The 21,328-nt window shown below is 43.5% G+C and carries 13 protein-coding genes; 9 read left to right on the forward strand and 4 right to left on the reverse strand.

The genetic code is table 11. From position 1 onward, the window contains the following. The first annotated feature begins 2 nt into the window (after positions 1 to 2). From PQ461_RS06155 to PQ461_RS06190, 8 genes are all read left to right on the forward strand, one after another. Positions 3 to 1,328, forward strand: coding sequence for a vanadium-dependent haloperoxidase (locus tag PQ461_RS06155; protein ID WP_274302490.1), 1,326 nt, complete (start codon positions 3 to 5; stop codon positions 1,326 to 1,328). 5 nt (positions 1,329 to 1,333) lie between these two features. Beyond that, positions 1,334 to 2,890 (forward strand): FG-GAP repeat domain-containing protein, encoded by a 1,557-nt coding sequence (locus tag PQ461_RS06160; protein ID WP_274302491.1) that lies wholly within the window; start codon positions 1,334 to 1,336, stop codon positions 2,888 to 2,890. 5 nt (positions 2,891 to 2,895) lie between these two features. Then, positions 2,896 to 4,467 (forward strand): FG-GAP repeat domain-containing protein, encoded by a 1,572-nt coding sequence (locus tag PQ461_RS06165; protein ID WP_274302492.1) that lies wholly within the window; start codon positions 2,896 to 2,898, stop codon positions 4,465 to 4,467. Positions 4,468 to 4,539: 72 nt separating this feature from the next. Then, entirely contained in the window at positions 4,540 to 7,338 is a 2,799-nt protein-coding gene (locus tag PQ461_RS06170) for a glycoside hydrolase family 2 protein (protein WP_274302493.1), read from the forward strand. A gap of 109 nt (positions 7,339 to 7,447) precedes the next feature. Continuing rightward, positions 7,448 to 8,737 (forward strand): flavin monoamine oxidase family protein, encoded by a 1,290-nt coding sequence (locus PQ461_RS06175; RefSeq protein ID WP_274302494.1) that lies wholly within the window; start codon positions 7,448 to 7,450, stop codon positions 8,735 to 8,737. A gap of 185 nt (positions 8,738 to 8,922) precedes the next feature. Next, complete coding sequence (locus PQ461_RS06180) at positions 8,923 to 10,323, forward strand: TolC family protein (RefSeq protein WP_274302495.1); 1,401 nt, start codon at positions 8,923 to 8,925, stop codon at positions 10,321 to 10,323. A gap of 24 nt (positions 10,324 to 10,347) precedes the next feature. Continuing rightward, the gene (locus tag PQ461_RS06185; protein WP_274302496.1) at positions 10,348 to 13,629 is read left to right on the forward strand and encodes an efflux RND transporter permease subunit; all 3,282 of its coding nucleotides are present in this window, start codon (positions 10,348 to 10,350) and stop codon (positions 13,627 to 13,629) included. Between the two features lie 41 nt (positions 13,630 to 13,670). Then, positions 13,671 to 14,849, forward strand: a complete 1,179-nt coding sequence (locus tag PQ461_RS06190; RefSeq protein WP_274302497.1) for an efflux RND transporter periplasmic adaptor subunit — start codon at positions 13,671 to 13,673, stop codon at positions 14,847 to 14,849. Positions 14,850 to 14,968: 119 nt separating this feature from the next. Here the strand turns inward: PQ461_RS06190 and PQ461_RS06195 are convergent, their stop codons facing one another. The 3 genes from PQ461_RS06195 to rpsA all read right to left on the reverse strand — a co-directional run bounded on the left by PQ461_RS06195 (position 14,969) and on the right by rpsA (position 18,823). Further along, on the reverse strand, positions 14,969 to 15,892 hold the full coding sequence (locus PQ461_RS06195; protein ID WP_274302498.1) for an aspartate carbamoyltransferase catalytic subunit: 924 nt from the start codon (positions 15,890 to 15,892) through the stop codon (positions 14,969 to 14,971). 217 nt (positions 15,893 to 16,109) lie between these two features. After that, positions 16,110 to 16,655 (reverse strand): bifunctional pyr operon transcriptional regulator/uracil phosphoribosyltransferase PyrR, encoded by a 546-nt coding sequence (gene pyrR, locus PQ461_RS06200; protein ID WP_274302499.1) that lies wholly within the window; start codon positions 16,653 to 16,655, stop codon positions 16,110 to 16,112. 203 nt (positions 16,656 to 16,858) lie between these two features. Next, a complete protein-coding gene (gene rpsA / locus PQ461_RS06205) occupies positions 16,859 to 18,823 on the reverse strand; it encodes a 30S ribosomal protein S1 (protein WP_274302500.1) in 1,965 nt (654 codons plus the stop codon). Between the two features lie 311 nt (positions 18,824 to 19,134). Between rpsA and PQ461_RS06210 the strand changes: the two genes are divergently transcribed. Beyond that, a complete protein-coding gene (locus PQ461_RS06210) occupies positions 19,135 to 20,382 on the forward strand; it encodes an MFS transporter (protein WP_274302501.1) in 1,248 nt (415 codons plus the stop codon). On the opposite strand, the gene PQ461_RS06215 is transcribed toward PQ461_RS06210, so the two are convergent. Continuing rightward, on the reverse strand, positions 20,373 to 21,053 hold the full coding sequence (locus PQ461_RS06215) for a hypothetical protein (protein WP_274302502.1): 681 nt from the start codon (positions 21,051 to 21,053) through the stop codon (positions 20,373 to 20,375). The genes PQ461_RS06210 and PQ461_RS06215 overlap by 10 nt on opposite strands. Positions 21,054 to 21,328: the final 275 nt, after the last annotated feature.

Below are 21,328 nucleotides of genomic sequence, written 5' to 3' on the forward strand. Positions count from 1 at the left end.
AGATGCTTCCTAAATTATTAAAGATAGCCGTTCCCGTTTTAGCTTTAGGCCTATTGTTTGGCTGCTCGCACCAGAAGTACCCTGTAAAAATTGATGCTGCCGAAATACTGCATCAGAATGAAGACCAGCTAACGCAGGTAATCATATACGATGTTTTTACGCCGCCGGTAGCCAGCCGTATTTATGGTTACACATCATTGGCAGCTTATGAGGCTATTCGTTTTACAGATCCGAAATATAAATCGCTTATTACTCAGCTTAAGGGTTTCGGTAAGCCGCCCGTACCGGAGAAAGGAAAGAAGTATGATTTTACTTTAGCTGCTACCCATGCTTTTTTTACAGTGGCACACAAAGTAACCTTCTCGGTCGATTCTTTAAAGAAATACGAAGCAAGGGTTTATGAAAAATTCAGGAACAACCTTGACGATTCTACTTTCGAGCGTTCGGCTGCATTTGGGGACAGCATAGGTAAGCTGATATTAAAGCGGGCAGCGGTTGATAATTATCCGCAAACGCGTGGAAAGCCACGCTTTTTAGGCAGTACCGATGCCGGTAAATGGCGCCCAACACCGCCTGATTATCTTGATGGGGTAGAATATTGCTGGGGAACTATGAAAACCTTTGCCGTGGATTCATCATCACAGTTCAGGTTGCCGCCGCCGCCAAAATACAGCGAGGACAAAAATAGCGAGTTTTTTAAGCAGGTGCAGCAGGTTTATGATAAATGCACACATCTTTCAAAAGATGAAGAACTGATAGCGCGTTATTGGGACGATAACCCATTTGTGATACAGCATACCGGGCATATCATGTACGCCAATAAGAAGATCACCCCCGGTGGCCATTGGATAGGTATAACCGCTATAGCCTGTAAAAAAACACATGCCGATGCCGTGAAAACAGCGCAGGCTTATGCGCTTACAGCCATTGCGTTGTATGATGCCTTTATCTGCTCGTGGGAGGATAAATATTTCGACCCTTATATTCGCCCGGTTACGGTGATCAATGATAAAATAGACCACAACTGGCTCCCACTGCTGCAAACGCCGCCGTTTCCGGAATATCCAAGCGGCCATAGTGATATCAGCGCAGCTTCCTCAACTATTTTAACACATTTATTTGGTGATAACTTCGCTTTTCAGGATACCAGCGACCTGCGCTATATTAGTATGCAGCGGCATTTCGATTCATTTATCAAAGCTTCTGACGAAACTTCTATCAGCCGTTTTTATGGTGGTATTCATTATCTCAATAGTGTAAACCAGGGTGCAGTGCAGGGGCATGAAGTAGGCGAATATATCTGGAATAAACTTAAACTGACTAATTGATCTTTATGGCTTCTGCAAAATCTAAATATGTACTTGGTTTATCTGTTTTACTGGTAGCTGCATTAGGGTTTAATGCCTGTAATCAGCAAAGTTCCTCAGATAAAAAAGAAATTAAACTTACCGGCAATGCGATTATAGACGGTAAGGCGCTTGCAGAAAAGCATTGCAGCGGCTGCCACCAATTGGTGCCGGTTAATGCGCTTACCAAAGATGTTTGGACATACCATACCCTGCCGTCGATGGCTAAGTATTTAGGTATTTCAACTTATGGATCCGACTATTTTAAAAGAGACAGTGCTGCCAATGTAGGTATCAGCTTGCAGGAGTGGAGCAATATTGTTGCCTACTATAAAAGCACTGCACCAATGGCACTGGATAGCCAGAAACGTTCCACGCCTTTGTTAAATGATTGGGCAGGGTTTCAACTTCAGATGCCTGCATTGCTACCTGAAGGTGCTTCGGCTTTTACTTCAATGGTAAAAGTTGATACCGCAAGCCATAGCATCTATACCAGTGATTTTGGGATAGAAAAGTTAATTAAATGGGGTAAGTACCTTAGGATCCAAAAAGAATATTCGCTGCCTTCTGGAGCAGCAGATATGTCGATCAATAAGGATGCTGCCGGTAGTTACAATGCTGCGATATCTTGCGTTGGTCAGCTCGAACCAATGGATTTCCCGAACGGGCGCGTTTTAAAGCTTGATCTGAAATCGCCAAATGCTCAGTTAACAGATATTGAAACAGATCTTTCGCGGCCTGTTTATACTGCTACAGGGGATTTTAATAAGGATGGCTTAACAGATTATGTGATATGTGCGCAGGGAAACATAAGCGGCCATATTTTTTGGATGAAACAAAATGCAGATCATTCCTATAGCCGTATGGAAGTGAAAAAACAGGCTGGGGCAGTACAGGTAACCGTTGGCGATTATAATAATGATGGCTGGCAGGACATCATTGCCCTGTTTGGGTCAGGCGACGAAGGCATCTCCTTATTCTTGAATGACCACAAAGGCGGTTTCAAGGAGCAATCGTTGCTTAGATTTCCACCGGTGTATGGCTCATCAAGTTTTCAGTTGGTTGATGTCAATCACGATGGCAAGCCGGATATTATTTACACCGCCGGCTATAATTATCGCAACTCCCGTATCTTAAAACCGTATCATGGTTTATACATCTTTTTAAACCAGGGTAACTGGAAGTTTAAGCAAGCTTATTTTTATCCTATCAATGGTTGTACAAAAGCCATTGCTGCAGATTTTGATGGCGACGGGGATATTGATATTGCCACCAGTGCTTTCTTTGCCGATCTGCAAAATAATCCGGCAGAAAGCTTTGTGTATTTTGAGCAGTATAGCAACATGTACTTTAAACCGCATGCTGCGCCTGTAAGCAAGTATGGCCGCTGGTTTAGCATGGATGTAAATGATATAAATGGTGATGGCAAGCCCGATGTAGTTTTAGGGAATTACAGCAAAGGTTTAACTATCGAAACCAACAAGAATTTAAATGATAATGCCCGGATACCCTTTATCGTACTGCTCAACCAAACTAAAAAATAATACCTATGAAATTTCTACCTGTGAAAAGGATGACCGCGCCTTCTAAAAATAAAATCACCTTGATAGGCGTTTTGACCGGCCTTTTAACGGTAGGTGTAGTTAGTTTTTATGGCTGCCATAACCAGGATCAAACAAAAGCTTTTCAGATAGCAGATGGCAGGACACTTGCAACCCAATATTGTACCAGGTGCCACATGCTGCCCGAGCCAAAGCTTGCCGATAAAGGAAGCTGGAAGCAAGGTATTTTGCCAGCAATGGCCAAGCAACTGGGGCTACAGGATTATATGGGCCAATACTTTGCCGATAAGCAATCTACCATATCAACTGCAGAGTGGGCAAAAATTACAGAATGGTATCTTAAAAATGCACCAGACTCATTAATTATTCCCAAGCAAGACGTACAGCCACTGCGCGATTGGGCAGTATTTACAGCGGTACGCCCTAAAAACGTAAATAAGCAAACAACGGCCATGACTTGCATGGTAGCGGTTGATTCTATAAATCACCAGCTCTATAGTGGCGATGGTGCAAATGGTTTCTACAGTTGGACTGCCAATGCTCAATCGACCTTGCTAAATACTTTTGGATCTCCGGTTACAGGTGCCCAGTTTGTTAAGCGTGGGAATGATAATGTAGCTGTTTTAACAACAATTGGCCAGATCATGCCAACGGACGAATCAAAAGGGAAAATTCAGGAATACAATTTATCAGCCGGTAAAAAACAGCAGCCGGTTGTGATAACCAATAGCTTGCCTCGCCCTGTGCAAACCGTAACCGCCGATTTTAACAAGGATGGTTTGCCTGATTATGTGGTATGCGGTTTCGGGCATGACAGGGGAGCATTGTACTACGTTGAACAGCATCCGGGGAATAAATTTACTAAGCATGTAATGCGGGCCTTGCCCGGTGGCACGCAGCTTACCACAGGCGACTATAACAATGATGGCTGGCCGGATGTGATTTGCCTTTACGCACAGGCCGACGAAGGTATCCGTATGTACCTGAACGACCATAAGGGAGGCTTTACCGAAAAAACGATATTACGCTTTCCTCCGATTTATGGCTCAAGCAGCTTTCAGTTGGTAGATTTTAACCATGATGGTAAGCTGGATATTCTATATACCAGCGGTGATAACAGCGATTACTCGCGTGTTTTGAAACCATATCATGGGGTATATATTTTTATCAACCAGGGTAACTGGAAATTTAAACAGCAATACTTTTACCATATTGATGGTTGTACTAAAGCGATGGCTGCCGACTTTGACGGCGATGGCGATTTGGATATTGCTGCGATAGGTTTCTTCAGCGATTTTAAATTTCACCCGGAAGAGGGCTTTACTTATCTCGAACAAACTAAGCAGCTTGGTTTTACATCGCATTACATACCTGTTGAAAAAATGGGCCGCTGGATTTGCATGGATGTTGGTGATGTTGACGGCGATGGCGACCAGGATATTGTATTGGGTAATTTTTCAATTGGCCAGAGGGGCTTGCTTAACCAGAAAGGTTTTACGCCACAGTGGGATATGAGCGAACCAATTGTTATTCTCCGGAACAAGACAAAAAATAAATAGTATCATATAAAGGACAAATCTTCGTAACCCAACAACTGTCCTTGTTGCGTAGGTTTGTATCATTAAGTGCTTATGAAAAAATTATTACTTGCAGTTATATGCAGCATGGCTGCATACCTATTGCCATTCAGTTTAAATGCGCAATCTCCGGGAGTTAAGCAGATCAAATTAAGCAGTTTTCAGTTGCAATCTTCGGCGCTGATCTCAGCAAAAGGAAGTGAACTATCATCTGCCAGCTATCATTCACCTGTTTATTGGTTTCCCGTAAAGGTGCCATCAACGGTATTAACCGGCTTAGTGGCTAATCATATTTATCCGGATCCCTACCATGGAATGAATAATATGTATATCCCTGATGCTTCGGATGATTTTAATAAGCAATATAATCTCGAACAGTATTCGCACCTGGCAGGTGAAGCCAATCCATGGAAAAAGCCATACTGGTACCGCACCACCTTTACAGTACCTGCGGGCGATAAAGGAAAAACCTTTCAATTGATTTTTAAGGGCATTAATTACCGTGCAGCCGTATGGGTTAACGGTAAGCAGGCTGCCGATTCAACGCAAATGGCTGGTATGTTTGCCGAATATAGTCTGGATGTTACCAAACAGGTAAAAGCAGGTCAAACCAATGCACTTGCTGTAAAAATATATCCGCTGGATTACCCGGGCCTGCCTGATAAAGAACAATTGGATGCAATGGGGCCATTTTATTTAAATGGCGGCCCAACGGGGGATATCGGCAAAAATGTGACGATGTTATGTTCAGTAGGATGGGACTGGATCCCTCCGGTGCGCGACCGTAATATGGGGATCTGGCAGCCGGTTTATTTACGTACTACCGGTGGGGTTACCATCGCACATCCAAAACTGGTAACTGATCTGCCTAAGTTGCCCGATACCAGTGTCGCTAAGCTATCATTAAAGCTTACGCTGGATAACCATGCCGCGTCATTGTCAAAAGGTAAACTGATGGTGACCATAAAACCTGAAAACTTTGCAGGCAAATCCGTTCAGTTTACGCAGGCTGTTTCAGTAAGCGGAAGCTCATCTGCAGGTGTTTCACTTAATGCAGATAAAATAAGCCAGCTTTTAATCAGCAAGCCGCATTTATGGTGGCCTAATGGCTATGGCAGGGCTAATTTATATAGGATACGCTTACAATATGCTGATGCCCGAGGCATTGCTGATGATACTACTTTTGTATTTGGCATTCGCACGGTTAGCACTAAGGCTACCACTGTAAATGAATATGTACGTCGCGAATTTTTTGTGAACGGCCAGCGTGTGCATCTGAATGGTGGAGCATGGGTGCCGGATATGATGGTGAACCGTGATTCGGCCAGGTATGATTACGAAATGCACTTATGTCGCAATGCTAACGTTAACCTGGTTCGTATATGGGGCGGTGGCGTTACTCCGCCGGATGCGTTTTGGAATGCTGCCGATAAATATGGTTTAATGGTATGGTCTGATTTCTGGATTACCGGCGATACGCAAGGTGAGTTCAAGGGTTCGCCTGATTATCCACTCGAAAGCAAGGTATTTATTAATAACGTGGTCAGCACCATATTGCGGGTGCGTAATCATCCAAGTTTGTTAGTTTGGACGGGTGGTAACGAAGGCCATGCGCGTAAAGAGCTATACTATGCCATGCGCAACAATGTGATACAGCTGGATGGTACACGCCCTTTTATCCCGTGTTCTTCGGGGCACGCGCATTTACCTGCCGACTGGGATAAATCATGGCCGGATAATATGGACGCAGGCGTTTACAGCGGCGGCCCGTATGCATGGAAAGATCCTAAAGAATATTATAAGCTGGCAGATCTGCAGCACGACTGGGTGTTTAAGGATGAAACCGGTATCCCTTCGCAGCCGCCTTATACCACGTTGCCTAAAATTATCCCTAATCTTACCTGGGATAAAAAATTGCCTTTTCCGTTGAATAATAGCTGGGGTTATCACGATGCTGCCGAGGGTGCGGCCATGTACAGCAAGTATTATGAAGAAATGGCTGAGCGTTATGGCCAGCCAACAGATATTGTGGAGTTTTCGGATAAAATGCAGCTAATGAACTGGGTAGGTTACCAGGGGATATTTGAAGCAGCCGGGAGCCGTTTAACCGAAACAGGCGGGATTATGCTGTGGAAACTGAATGCGGCTTTCCCAAGTGTAGCATGGCAGATCTATGACTGGTACCTTGAACCAAACGCAGGTTATTACGCGATGCAAAATGCAGTTGAGCCGGTGCATATTCAGTTAAATCAGAATGATTCGACCGTGGCTGTCATTAACCGTACGCACCATGCAACAGGGATGTTAAGTGCCGATGCTGCCGTTTATGACATCAATAGCCGCCTGGTTAAAAATATCCATCTTGAACATTTGGGTTTAGCTAAAGAAGGTGTTCAAAAAGTGATCCCGCTTAAAGATGTGCTTGCAGCGCAAAAAGGTGTAAGTTTTGTAGTGCTTAACCTGCGTAATGCAGCCGGGAAGGTAGTATCGCACAATACCTACTGGATGGCGCCAAATAATGACCTTACCCCGCTTAACAAAATGAAGCAAACGCAGGTAACGGCTAAGGTATTGAAAGGTATTAAGGGAGTTACCCAAAATGCCTGGACGGTACAGTTAACCAATAACACCAATCAGATTGCATTTTTCGTTCGCCCGCAGTTAATAAAAAACGGTGAGGAAGTAATGCCAAGCTATTGGTCGGCAAGTTATTTTACCTTGGCCCCGCATGAAACCATTACGATAAATGTAAGTGCGCCTGTTGCTAAGTTAGGTATAGCAAACCCAACCATTTTGGTTGACGGCTGGAACGTTGAAAAGCAAACGTTGGCATTGCCATTAGCAGTTAAGTAAAAAACAATCACTTTTAAATACAGGCCGCTTCCAAACTTTTGGGGCGGCTTTTTCTTTATGTTGATGGCGCATCATAGTCGTATAGATACTTTGTAGGTATAAATTCTTTATGGAAAACATCATTATTATTGGTGCGGGTGCATCGGGTTTAATGGCAGCATATCAGCTTTCAAAATCAGGCAAAAAGGTAACTGTTCTGGAAGCACGAGGCCGTACCGGCGGGCGTATCCACACGCTCGAAGATGCCTCTTTCTTTAATAAAGCCGAGTTGGGTGCCGAGTTTGTACATGGCGATCTGCCGGTAACACTCAATTTGTTTAAAGAAGCGGGCATAACCTATTCCCCGGCAGGCGGCGAAATGTGGCGGCTTAAAAACGGTCGTTTAACACAGGAAGATGAGCAGATTGAAGGGTGGGATAAACTGATGGACGAGTTGCAAAGTATAAAAGAGGACATAAGCATTAATCAGTTTCTGTCAGAGCGTTTCCCTAATGAAAAATATGATGCCATGAAGAAATCGATCCGGCAGTTTGTAGCAGGTTATGATACTGCCGATCCTGACGAGGCCAGTACTTTTGCTTTGCGCGAAGAATGGCAAAACGAGGACGAAGGTGCGCAGCACCGGCCCGATACCGGCTATTGTACGATGATCAGTTACCTGGTTAACCAGGTTAAAGCAAACGGCGGAAAACTGGTATTAAATGCAGAGGTAACGGCAATACACTGGAAAGCGAATGATGTAACTGTGAAAACCATTTATGGCGAAACCTATCATGCTCATAAACTGGTAATCGCTTTGCCACTGGGCATTTTGCAATTGTCCGAAGGCGAAAAAGGGAGTATTAAAATCTCACCCTCAATCCAAAAGCATCAGACAGCTATCAACCAATTAGGTTTTGGCGCTATTATAAAAGTGCTATTAAGGTTTAATGAAGCATTTTGGGAACATGCCGATGGGAAAGATCTGACTAACATGGCTTTTCTATTCTCTGAAGAAAAGGTACCTACCTGGTGGACACAAGCACCCATGCACCAGCCCACGTTAACAGGCTGGCTGGGCGGGCCGCCTGCAAGAGCCTATAAAGATTATAGCGACGATGAATTATTTGAAATGGCGATGGTGTCGCTTTCCAATATCTTCCGTATGAGTATTGATGATTTAAAGAATAAGCTGGTGGCAAGATACATTGTCAACTGGACGGCTGATCCCTTTACAAGGGGGGCGTATGCCTATGATACTGTCGAAGCATATAAATCCCGCGCAATGCTTAGCCAGCCGGTTGAGGAAACGATTTTTTTTACGGGCGAATACCTGTATGAGGGCCCATCAATGGGGACAGTTGAGGCAGCGCTGACAAGTGCAATAGGAGTATCGAATAAAATTGTGAAAGTTGGATAAAAGCTTGCTTGAAAGTTAAAATCAGAAACATTTAATGACTTATAAGTATGTAAAGTTATTATAATGTCAACATGACACAATATTTTTACACAGATATTTCAATTTAAGAGCGAAGTAAAGAGGATTAATGCAAAAAATCTTGTGGTTAACATTTAGATTTGCATATCTCTTTTACACGCTGCTCCATGTTGAATAACTATTATGTCCGCAGTACCTTTACTGTATTAATTTTACTATTTAGTATTAACGGGTATGCTCAGCAGGCTTTGAGCATGAAAGATGCAGTACGTATAGGGCTTGAGAACTATCCGGCAATTAAAGCTAAAGCAAATCAGCTGAATGCCTCAAAGGCTTACTTAAGCGAAACACGTACAGAGTATCTTCCCGATCTTAATTTATCCGGCCAACAGGATTATGGTACCATCAATGGTACAAACGGCCCGCTTTATGGCTATCGTGGCCTAAGTGTGGCATCTTCGGGCCCTGCACTACCTAATCAAAACTGGAATGCCGCTTTTGGCGCTTTGTACCTGGCTAATATTAACTGGGATTTCTTTGCTTTTGGCCGCGCCAAAGACAAGATCGGCGTACAGAAAAATGTTGTAGTCCGCGATCAGAACGATTACAACCAGGAACTTTTCCAGCATGAGGTACGTGTGGCATCTGCATACCTTAATTTGCTTGCCGCGCAACGCATCGTCAAATCACAGCAGGATAACCTGAACCGAGCGCAGGAATTGCGTCGTGTAGTGGTGGCCCGTGTGTCAAACGGTTTAAATCCGGGTGTCGATTCTTCTTTAGCCAATGCCGAAGTATCGAACGCCAAAATTGCGCTCACCAATGCACAGCAAACAGAATCCAATCAGAGCAATCAGTTGGCTCAGTACCTGGGATTGCCTCCGCAAGGTTATCTGCTGGATAGCGCCTTTGTAACCGGTATCCCCAAAATTACCGATCCGCAGCCGGCTATTAGCTTAGAAAATCATCCTTTGCTTAAATACTATCAAAGCCGTATAGGCGTAAGCGATAGCCAGGCAAAATACTATAGCAAGCAAGCTTTGCCTACTTTTAGTTTATTTGGTGTTTACCAGGGCAGGGGATCAGGCTTTAAATCAGATATTGCTTCCAATGTAAGTGATTACACCAGCAGCTATGGTTCGGGTGTTGACCCCACCCGCTTTAACTATTTATTAGGTGTGGGCGTAGTGTGGAACTTTACAAGTGTTTTCCGTACGCATTACCTGGTAAAGTCTCAGAAGTATACTTCACTGCAACTTAAAGATGATTATAATTTAATCAGCCAGCAATTGCAGGATCAAAGCGTTCTTGCGGAGACACGAATCGCTAACTCGCTTAAAAATTATAATGAAGCACCGGTAGAGGTAAAGGCCGCCAGCGATGCTTACCTGCAAAAAAGCACTCTGTATAAAAACGGCTTATCGAACATCGTTGATTTTACACAGGCGCTTTACACTTTAAACCGTGCACAGATAGACCGTGATATTGCCTACAACAATGTATGGCAGGCTATCCTGTTTAAGGCGGCAGCAACCGGCGATTTCGGCGTATTCATTAACAACTTGTAATTTTTACCTACATACAATATAAAAATGGGATTAATTAAGGGCGCACTGCGGAAACCAATTACAGTACTGGTACTTGTTGCCGGTCTGTTCTTCTTCGGGCTTAATGCGGTGCGCAGTATCAAAATTGACATTTTCCCGGATCTGAACCTTCCGGTGATCTATGTTTCGCATCCATTTGGTGGTTACACAGCAGACCAGATGGAATCATACTTCGGTAAGCAATACGTTAACTTACTGCTTTATGTGTCGGGTGTAAAAAGCATTGAAACCCGTAACATTTCGGGCTTAACGTTGATAAAGCTTACCTTTTACGAAGGGACTAATATGGCCCAGGCCGCCGCGGAGGTGACGGCCTATACCAACAGGGCCCAGGCCATTTTTCCGCCAGGTACGCAGCCGCCATTTATACTCCGCTTTGATGCGTCCACGCTGCCTGTTGGCCAGCTGGTACTTAGCAGCCCCAAACGGACAAATAACGAATTGCTGGATATGGCAAATATTTATGTCCGTTCGTCGTTTACATCAGTTCCCGGCCTTGTTGCTCCGGCTCCGTTTGGTGGTAATACGCGTACGGTAGTGGTAAAGGTTGATCCAAGCCTGTTGCGTTCGCATAATTTAACGCCCGATCAGATTGTTGCCGCCATACGCGACAATAATCAGAATACCCCCGCAGGTAACGTACGTATTGGTGATATCAACTACGTAACGCCTGCAAACACATCTATCAAAAAAATCCCTGAATTTGGTGATATCCCGATCTATCGCAATGGGATCCAAACACTATTCCTGCGCGATGTAGCAACAGTTGAAGACGGTGCCGATATTACCAGCAGTTATGCATTGGTTAATGGTAAGCGTTCGGTTTATCTGCCGATTACCAAATCTGCTGATGCATCTACATGGGAGGTTGTACAGAATCTGAAGAAAGCAATCCCGCGTTTCCAGGCGCTTTTGCCAGCCGATGTTAAGTTATCTTATGAGTTCGACCAGTCTACCTATGTAATCAATGCTGTAAAAAGTTTGGCCGAAGAAGGCGCTATCGGTGCGGTACTTACCGGCTTAATGGTATTACTGTTTTTGGGTGACCGTCGTGGTGCATTGATTGTAATTTTAACTATCCCTGCATCTATCGTGTCAGGTATCTTGTTTCTGTCGCTTTTTCATCAAACCATTAACATCATGACGCTGAGCGGGCTTTCCCTGGCTATTGGTATCTTGGTGGATGAATCCACGGTAACAATTGAGAATATTCACCAGCACTTTGATATGGGTAAGCCAAAGGCATTAGCTATTTGGGATGCCTGTAAGGAAATTGCCTTTCCTAAGTTGCTCATCCTGTTTTGTATCCTTGCGGTGTTTGCCCCGGCCTTTACCATGAAGGGTATACCAGGTGCGTTGTTCCTGCCGCTGGCGCTTGCTATTGGTTTCTCTATGATCACATCTTACTTACTGGCACAAACCTTTGTACCGGTAATGGCCAACTGGCTGATGAAGAACGATCATGAAGATCATAGCCATGCCGATGGATATGCTATGGAGGATGAGGGAGGACATGCTGAGCAGAAAGAACGCGCCATGAAACTGGCGGAAAAGAAAGCCGCGGAATCAAACAGTAAGTTTGACAAATTCAGGGCAGGCTATCTGAAACTGATGGACCGCATGTTACCTAATCGTAAATTGATCAGTATATTATACATTGTGGGAGCACTTGGACTCGCATTCCTGATATTAAGTGTTACGGGTCGCGATGTATTACCAAAGGTAAATTCGGGCACCTTCCAGGTAAGGCTGCGTGCGCCTGATGGTACACGTTTAGAGCGTACTGAAGGTATCATGATTAAAACCCTTCACATGCTAAACAATATGGTAGGGCGCAAAAACATTGCTGTAACATCAGCATTTGTTGGTCAGCATCCTTCGCAATTTTCAACCAGCCCAATATATTTATTTATGGCTGGCCCGCAGGAAGGCGTTTTACAGGTGAACCTTGCCGAAGACTATAAAGTAAACCTCGACGATTTTAAAGAGAAGTTCCGCAAGCAGATGGCAAAAGAACAGCCGGATGTGAAGATATCTTTCGAGCCGATAGATCTTACAGATAAAATTCTGAGCCAAGGATCGCCAACACCGGTAGAGGTTGCTATTTCAAGCAAAAACAAAAAGCAGAACGTTGCTTATGCCTTTAAGGTAATGGATAAGCTGAAACAGATCAAATACCTGCGCGATGTGCAGATCGGCCAGGCCATTAATTATCCGGCGTTAAATATCAACATTGACCGTGTACGTGCAGCCCAGCTTGGCGTTTCGCTTACAGATGTTACCCGCTCCATGACGGCTTCTACATCATCATCCCGTTTTACGGATAAAAACGTTTGGCTTGATGAAAAAGTAGGGTTGAGCTATAACGTACAGGTAGAGGTGCCAGAGTACCAGATGGCGAGCATCAATTCTATTAAAGAAATCCCGATTATGAGCAACCAACCGCGCCCGGTACTTGGCGACGTTGCCGATATTAAACAGGGAACCACTTTCGGTGAGAACGACGATATTGGTGCTATCCCGATGCTTACGGTTACCGCTAACCTGCATAAAACAGATTTAGGTACCGCATCAGACGATGTGCAGAAAGCCATAGCATCATTAGGTAAACTACCACGTGGTTTGACAATTACTGCCCGTGGTTTAACCCAAACGCTTGATGATACTTTAGGTAGTTTGCAAACAGGTTTATTGGTTGCCATTGTGGTAATCTTCCTGATGCTTACCGCCAACTTCCAGTCTTTCAAAGTAGCATTGGTAGTATTGTCAACTGTACCTGCCGTACTCTTCGGTTCTATATTATTAGTGAAAATCACAGGTGCCACGCTTAACCTGCAATCGTATATGGGTATGATTATGTCGGTGGGGGTATCTATATCCAACTCGGTGCTATTGATCTCCAACGCGGAAGAAATACGGAAATATAACGGTAATGCGTTGCAAGCCGCACGTGAAGCCGCAGCATTGCGTGTAAGGCCAATCATGATGACCAGTTTGGCCATGATGGTGGGTATGATACCAATGGCATCAGGCTTAGGCGAGGGGGGCGACCAGACATCGCCGCTTGGCCGTGCAGTTATCGGTGGTTTGTTTGCATCAACCTTTGCTGCATTACTTGTACTACCATTGATCTTTGCATGGGTGCAGGGCAAAGCCACTACGCAATCTGTATCTTTAGATCCGGAGGATAAAGAGAGCAAGTTTTATGTTCCTTTAACCCACGAAGAAGGCGCAAAGTTACACCTCGATCATCCTGAAACACATTAATTAACAGCAGTCAACCCTGATACTTATCAGTAGATATAAAAATGAAAACTACAGCATTAAAATTACCGGTTAAAGTTTCAAGAACCTTATTGGCTTTAACCGTTTGCGGCCTGGCTTTGTCAAGCTGTGGAGATAAAAAAGAAAAGGAAAAAGAAGAACAGGCACAGGAGCAGCAGGAAGCGTCGGTTGACACGCCTTCTGTTGAAACTACTGTACTGGAAAAAGGGAAGCTGTCATCAGTAATACAGGTTCCGGGCGAGCTTGCACCGTTTCAGCAGGTAGACCTTTATGCCAAAACCAACAGCTACGTAAAGCAACTATTGGTTGACGTTGGTTCTGAAGTGCACAAAGGACAGCTATTAGTGATGTTAGATGCGCCTGAAGTTAATTCGCAGTTGGCAGAAGCTAAAGCGCGCATTGCACAGCAGCAAGCGATTTTCCTGGCAAGCAAAGCTAATTACGACCGTTTGGTAAATACAGCCAAAACACCGGGTACTATTGCACAAAACGACATTGACCAGGCCGCTGCCCGTAAAGATGCCGATTATGCAAATGTTGAAGCCGCTAAGTCATTCTACAAACAGGTTACCGCAAACTTTGATTATTTGCAGATACGTGCACCGTTTGATGGTGTAATAACCGCGCGTAACGTCAACATAGGGGCATACGTAGGCCCATCGGGCAAAGGTTCTGATCTGCCTTTATTAGTATTACAGCAGCAGAACAAAATGCGTTTGATTGTTTCTATTCCAGAAGCTTATACAGCCGGATTAAATAATAAAGACGAGGTTAAGTTTAACGTACGATCTATGCCTGGCCGTACCTTTACTGCAAGGGTAGTGCGTTTATCTGGGGCATTAGATCCGCGTTTACGCGCAGAACACCTGGAAATGGATGTATACAATAAAGATAAGGTGCTTTTACCGGGTATGTCTGCCGAGGTAACTGTACCGCTGCCGTCCCGCGATAGCACTTTCATACTTCCTAAAAATGCAGTGATACGCTCTACCGAAAAGGTATTTGTGATAAAGGTTGACGATACGCACCATGCAAAATGGATAGATGTTAATCCGGGTATTGCTGGCAGCGATAAAATAGAGGTGTTTGGTGCCGGACTTAAAGCCGGTGATAAGATACTTACCAAAGGCACCGACGAAATCCGCGACGGTATGCCTTTAAGAGATAAGCCAGCCACTAAAGGCGATGATGATGGTGAATAAATACCCCAACGCCTGAAGGGTAGGATTAATAAAACGAAGAAGTCCCGTTTGACAATCAAACGGGACTTCTTCGTTAAGCGTATATGTAAAACTCCCCTTTAGGGGTTCAGGGTTATAGTTTATGCTGGTTGTCCTGCCAATAGATAAAGCACGGCCATACGTATAGCAACGCCGTTTTCAACCTGGTCTAAAATGATGGACTGCTTGCTGTCGGCTACATCGCTGGTGATTTCCACACCGCGATTGATAGGGCCGGGGTGCATAATGGTGATTTCTTTATCCAGCGAATCTAAGATGTCTTTATTTAACCCATAAAGCATGCTGTATTCGCGCAATGACGGGAAGTATTTAATGTCCTGGCGCTCTAACTGTATACGCAACATATTGGCTACATCACACCAGTTAAGGGCTTTGATCAGGTCGTGCTCAACCTTTACGCCTAATGAACCAATATATTTTGGTATCAACGTAGTAGGGCCACAAACCATTACTTCGGCACCTAATTGTTTAAGGCAAAGTATGTTTGACAGCGCCACACGCGAGTGAAGGATATCGCCAACTATTACCACTTTTTTACCGGCAACATCGCCATATTTCTCGCGGATAGAAAAAGCATCAAGCAGTGCCTGGGTAGGATGCTCATGCGCACCGTCGCCGGCGTTTACAATCTGTGCTTTTACGTGTTTTGATAAAAATATGCCTGCACCGGCATAGGGATGGCGCATCACCACCAGATCCACCTTCATGGCCAGAATGTTGTTCACGGTATCAATCAGGGTTTCACCTTTACTTACCGATGAAGAAGAGGCTGCAAAGTTGACCACATCGGCAGACAGGCGGCGTTCGGCCAGTTCAAATGATAAACGCGTACGGGTAGAATTTTCAAAAAAGATGTTGGCAATGGTAACATCGCGCAGCGAAGGCACTTTTTTAATTGGCCTGTTCAATACCGATTTAAACGTATCGGCCGTTTCAAAAATCAGTTGAATGTCGTCTGCATTCAAATCTTTAATGCCTAATAAATGCCTTGTGCTAAGTCCCATTTGTTGAATTTATTTTTCCCTTTCCGTCATTGCGAGGTACGAAGCAATCCTAAACTTTATATATAAATGTTTAATCGGGGATTGCTTCGTACCTCGCAATGTCGGTTTATATTAATTGTCATTGCGACGGTAGGAGAAATCTTTTAACACTTATTATCTAAGAAGATTCTTCACTGCGTTCAGAATGACATTCATTCAGTGTTCGATATTTTTTGTGCTACTGCTTCTCTTCAGTAACCAGTGTAATTTTATCTTCCGCATCTGCTTCTTTCCAGCTAACCACTACCTTTTGAGATGCAATAGAATCAACCTCAATGCCTGTGTAATCTGCTGCTACCGGTAAATGGCGCGAATAGCGGCGGTCAACCAGTACCAACAGTTCTACTTTTTCCGGTCGGCCAAACGCCTGTAAAGCGTCCATAGCAGCGCGGATGGTACGGCCTGTCCAAAGTACATCGTCCATCATTATTACCTTTTTTCCTTCGGTAATAAAGTCGATACGGGTTTGATTTGGCAATAATTGTTCGCGGCGGCGAAAATCGTCGCGGTAGAAGGTGATATCTAAGTCGCCCTGTAATATGGTTTGACCGGGAAGTATCTTGCGAAGCTCCTCGGCAATGCGTTTAGCCAGGAATATGCCACGTGGCTGAATACCAATAATTACAGAATTAGAAAAGTCGTTATGATTTTCGATCAATTGCCTGCAAAGGCGTTGTATAGTTATCTGAAACTTCTGACCGTCGAGCAACGTAAGATTTTGCATCGTTTGGGTGGATTTGGGCAAAGATAATTAATTTGGCTTAAGTGATCCAGTTTTTTCAATAAACCATGATAAAAAGGTCGTCATGCCGAACTTGTTTCGACATCTCTCATGCTACCCGATGAAATGCAGCAACATTTATTAAACACAAAAAAGCCCTGTACTTTTAAGGTACAGGGCTTATAAAAGGGAATTTATTTAATAACTTATTTAGCTTCCTCTTCTGGTTTGGTAGCGGTTTTTTTGGCAGCTGCTTTACTTTCAGCACCTTCCATTTGCTCTTTTAACTGAGCTAACACGCTTAAATCACCAAGGGTTGATTTCTCTACCGAATCTTTCACTTTTCTAACTGCGCTTGTAGTAGCTTTTGCTTCTTTTTTGCGGTTTTCAAAGTCTTGTACACGGGCTTCTGCGCGAACATCTTCCCAGATACGAGAGTGAGAGATAACGATACGTTTGCTGTCCTTGTTAAATTCGATGATCTTAAATTCTGCAACGTCGTCAGCTTTTAATGTTTTACCATCTTCTTTAACCAGGTGTTTGGTAGGCGCAAAGCCTTCAACACCGTAAGGTAAAGCTACAATCGCACCTTTATCGGTTACTTTTAACACAGTACCTTCGTGTACGCTGTCAAGAGTAAATACGGTTTCGAAAGTATCCCAAGGATTTTCTTCCAGTTGTTTGTGGCCTAAGCTTAGTTTGCGGTTTTCAACGTCAAGCTCAAGTACTACCACGTCTAATTTCTCACCAACTTTAGTGAATTCGTTAGGGTGGTTAACTTTTTTAGACCAAGAAAGATCAGAGATGTGGATTAAACCATCAATACCATCTTCCAGTTCAACAAACACACCAAAGTTGGTCATGTTTTTAACTGTAGCCACGTGCTGAGTGCCAACTGCATATTTGTCAGCAGCATTTTGCCATGGATCAGGCGTTAATTGTTTGATACCTAATGACATTTTGCGCTCTTCGCGGTCTAATGTCAATACTTTTGCTTCGATTTCGTCGCCTACTTTCAGGAATTCCTGAGGATTACGAAGATTTTGTGACCATGACATTTCTGAAACGTGGATCAAACCTTCAACACCTGGGATAATTTCTAAGAAAGCACCGTAATCAGCAACAGTAACAATTTTACCTTTAACTAACGAACCAATCTGGATCGCTTCGTCAAGGTTTTGCCAAGGATGCGGGGTTAATTGTTTTAAACCAAGAGCGATACGTTTTTTCTCGTCATCAAAGTCAAGCACAACCACGTTGATTTTTTGATCAAGTGATAATACTTCTCTCGGATGCTCGATACGGCCCCATGAAATGTCAGTGATGTGAAGTAAGCCGTCAACGCCACCAAGGTCGATGAATACACCGAAGTCAGTGATGTTTTTAACTGTACCTTCCAATACCTGGCCTTTTTCAAGTTTGGCAACAATTTCAGTTTTTTGGTTTTCAAGATCGTCTTCGATAAGCACTTTGTGCGATACCACAACGTTTTTAAACTCGTGGTTAATCTTAACAACTTTGAATTCCATGGTTTTGCCCACATAGATATCATAATCACGGATAGGTTTGATATCAATTTGTGAACCTGGTAAGAAGGCTTCTACGCCCATTATATCAACGATCAAACCACCTTTAGTTCTGCTCTTCACAAAACCAGTGATGATCTCGTCATTATCAAGAGCTTGATTAATGCGCTCCCAAGATTTCTGAGTTTTTGCACGTTTGCGTGAAAGTACTAACTGGCCGTTAGCATCTTCCTGTGATTCTACGAATACATCAACTGTGTCACCTACTTTAAGGTCTGGTGTATCGCGGAATTCTGACAATGATACCATACCATCAGATTTGAAACCGATGTTAAGTACCACGTCTTTGTTATTGATGTTTACAACAGTACCGGTGATAATCTCGCCCTGGTTGATAGAGCTGAAAGTACCATCGTACATTTTTTCAAATTTTTCGCGTTCTGCGTTGCTGTAATTACCAAATTTTTTGTCGTCAGCGTCCCAGTCAAAATCATTGCTGTTTGCCGCGATGTTAGATTTGATCTCATCAATAGAGATTGAATCAGCTTCTGATTCAATGCTTTCTTTTTCCTTAGAAACCGCAACTGTATCCAGTTCAGCTTCTTTGGCTTTTAATTCTTTTTCTGCTTCTTGTTTTTTTGCCATTAAATAAATTGTCTCCTTTTCCCAAGTCAATTGGGACTGCAAAGGTACAGATATATTTTTGGTAGATAAAAATTATTTTAATGTTAATTGCTGATTTTGAGCATGTTTTTTATCAAATGATATGCTTTTAACTATATGTTCCCGGCGTAAACCGCCATTCAACATTCATAATTATCAATAAATAAACCGTTTTACAGTTCGGGTAACTGTTATTAAGATGCTTTAAAAGATTATTTATTAACTATAACGTGATTTTTACCTAACAATTGATATTGCTAAACTTAAAAGCCGGATAATTGTCGCTTAATACTATGGCTGGCACATTCAGATCATTAAAATACCCCAATTTCCGTTTATACTTTATCGGGCAGTCGCTCTCTCTTATCGGCACGTGGATGGAGCGTATCGCCATCAATTGGCTGGTTTACAGTACTACCCATTCGGCTTTGATGCTGGGCATCGTCAACTTTGCCGGCCAAATACCGACGTTTTTGTTATCACCTTATGGAGGTGCATTAACCGACAGGCACGATAATTATAAGATTTTACTGCGCACGCAGATAGCCGCCATGACGCAGGCCAGCATTATGGCGACCCTGGTTTTAACGCATACCTATACTATGCCGCTGATTATTACATTAAGCATTGTGCTGGGTATGGTAAATGCTTTTGACACACCTGCAAGGCAGTCCTTAATGATCAGGCTGATAGATGATAAATCTGATCTGCAAAATGCTATTGCACTTAATTCATCAATGGTAAATGTGGCGCGATTGATAGGCCCGGCTGTGGCAGGAATACTCCTTACTACCGTTGGCACGGGTATCTGTTTCTTGTTAAATGCCTTCAGCTTTGTGGCTGTAATTGTATGCCTGATGATGATGAAGCTTACGCCACAGGTGCGCGAGCGGGTTACCACAACCATTTGGGAGGGTTTGCGCAGCGGATGGGCATATTTAAAAGCGGAGCATAATATTAAACTGATTATTATGCTGCTGGCTTGTACCAGTTTCTTCACCATGACATACAGTACACTGCTGCCGATCTTTGCCAAAGATATTTTTCACGGTAATGCACGTACATATAGTTTGCTCAACAGTCTTTCGGGGTTGGGTGCGTTGTGCGGGGCTATTTATATGGCATCTCTGCAATCAACAGAAAACTTAAGGAAAACTATAGTCATTGCTGCCTCGCTGTGCGGTTTGGGCATTGCCGTTTTTGCTTTTTGTGGACAATTATGGATGGCTTTAATATGTATTGCTATAGCTGGGGTAGGGATGATGATACAGATAGCAGGTACCAACACCTATATACAAACTAATGTGGCACCTCAAATGCGCGGCAGGGTGATCAGCTATTATGTAATGGCCTTTATGGGTGTGCAGCCTATCGGTAATTTTTTAGCCGGCCTGGCAGCGCATCATTTTAACGCCCGTTATGTATTGTTTTTTCAGGGTGTAGCAGGCCTGCTTGCGGCAATATTGTTCGGGCTGTTTTTCAAAAAATCAAACAACAATACCATGGTTGCTCAACCCGCTGCCAATCAGGATCAATTGTAGCTTTCAGGATTAAGGTTAGCCCGGATAAGATCGAATATTTCCATAAAACCGGGCTGCATCAGTTCGCGGTAAGCGGCTATCACCTGGTTTAAGCCAGTTTCCTGCTGTGGTGTAAATGGCGAATCCCAAACGCGCATGCAAATCCTTTTAAGTGCATAAGCTACCTGGCTGGTTTCGGCGTAGCTATATAAGTACTGGTTGCATTTAAAATTATCGAAGAACCTTAAAAACTTTTCGGGGTTAGGCATGCCGCTAAAGCTTAGAAAACGGTAAATAATTTCATCATCGCAGCCGCCCAAGTGACCATAAAAGTCGGCCACATTTACTGTGTCAGTAGTTAATAGTAAGTTATCTAAAATTAATTCAGATGCCACGTGCCCTAAAAAGAAGGGTTTAACCGGTGAGCCCTGTAAAGCAGGCAGCAGATTTAATTTTAATTGGTGCGAATGATGTTTAAAATAGTCAGAGGAATGAAAGTGCTTATCTACCTCCAGGTGCTTTTGCCAGCCATGAATAATGCTATTAATTTGCGGATCGGGGTGGCTAAGTTTTTCGGGGTGAAGTACCAGGGTTTTGTCCGCATTTTTAAGCAGGTCTGGCAATACGGTACCGAGTACTAAGTAGCAATTATCCGTATCGCGGTCAAAATAAAAGTGCGATAAAAAATTCATAGATGTATCGCAATATACCCAATTTGAGCCGTAAGCTAAAATTAAGGTTGTGTTAAGGGGGAGGTAGAGCTTGAAGCAGAGAGTTGAAAGTATAAAGTTCAAAGTAAAAAGCTTAAAACTAAAAATTACGTCATTGCGATCCGTCGGCTGACGGAGAGCAATCCCAAATCTGCACATGCTCTTTCTGCTTTCGACTTTTCACTTTCAACTTAAACTCACCGCTTTCTGCTTTCACCTCTGTGCTTTCTCCTTTACCCTTTCAACTTTAAACTTAT

Source organism: Mucilaginibacter sp. KACC 22063, from assembly GCF_028736115.1.
GTDB lineage: Bacteria > Bacteroidota > Bacteroidia > Sphingobacteriales > Sphingobacteriaceae > Mucilaginibacter.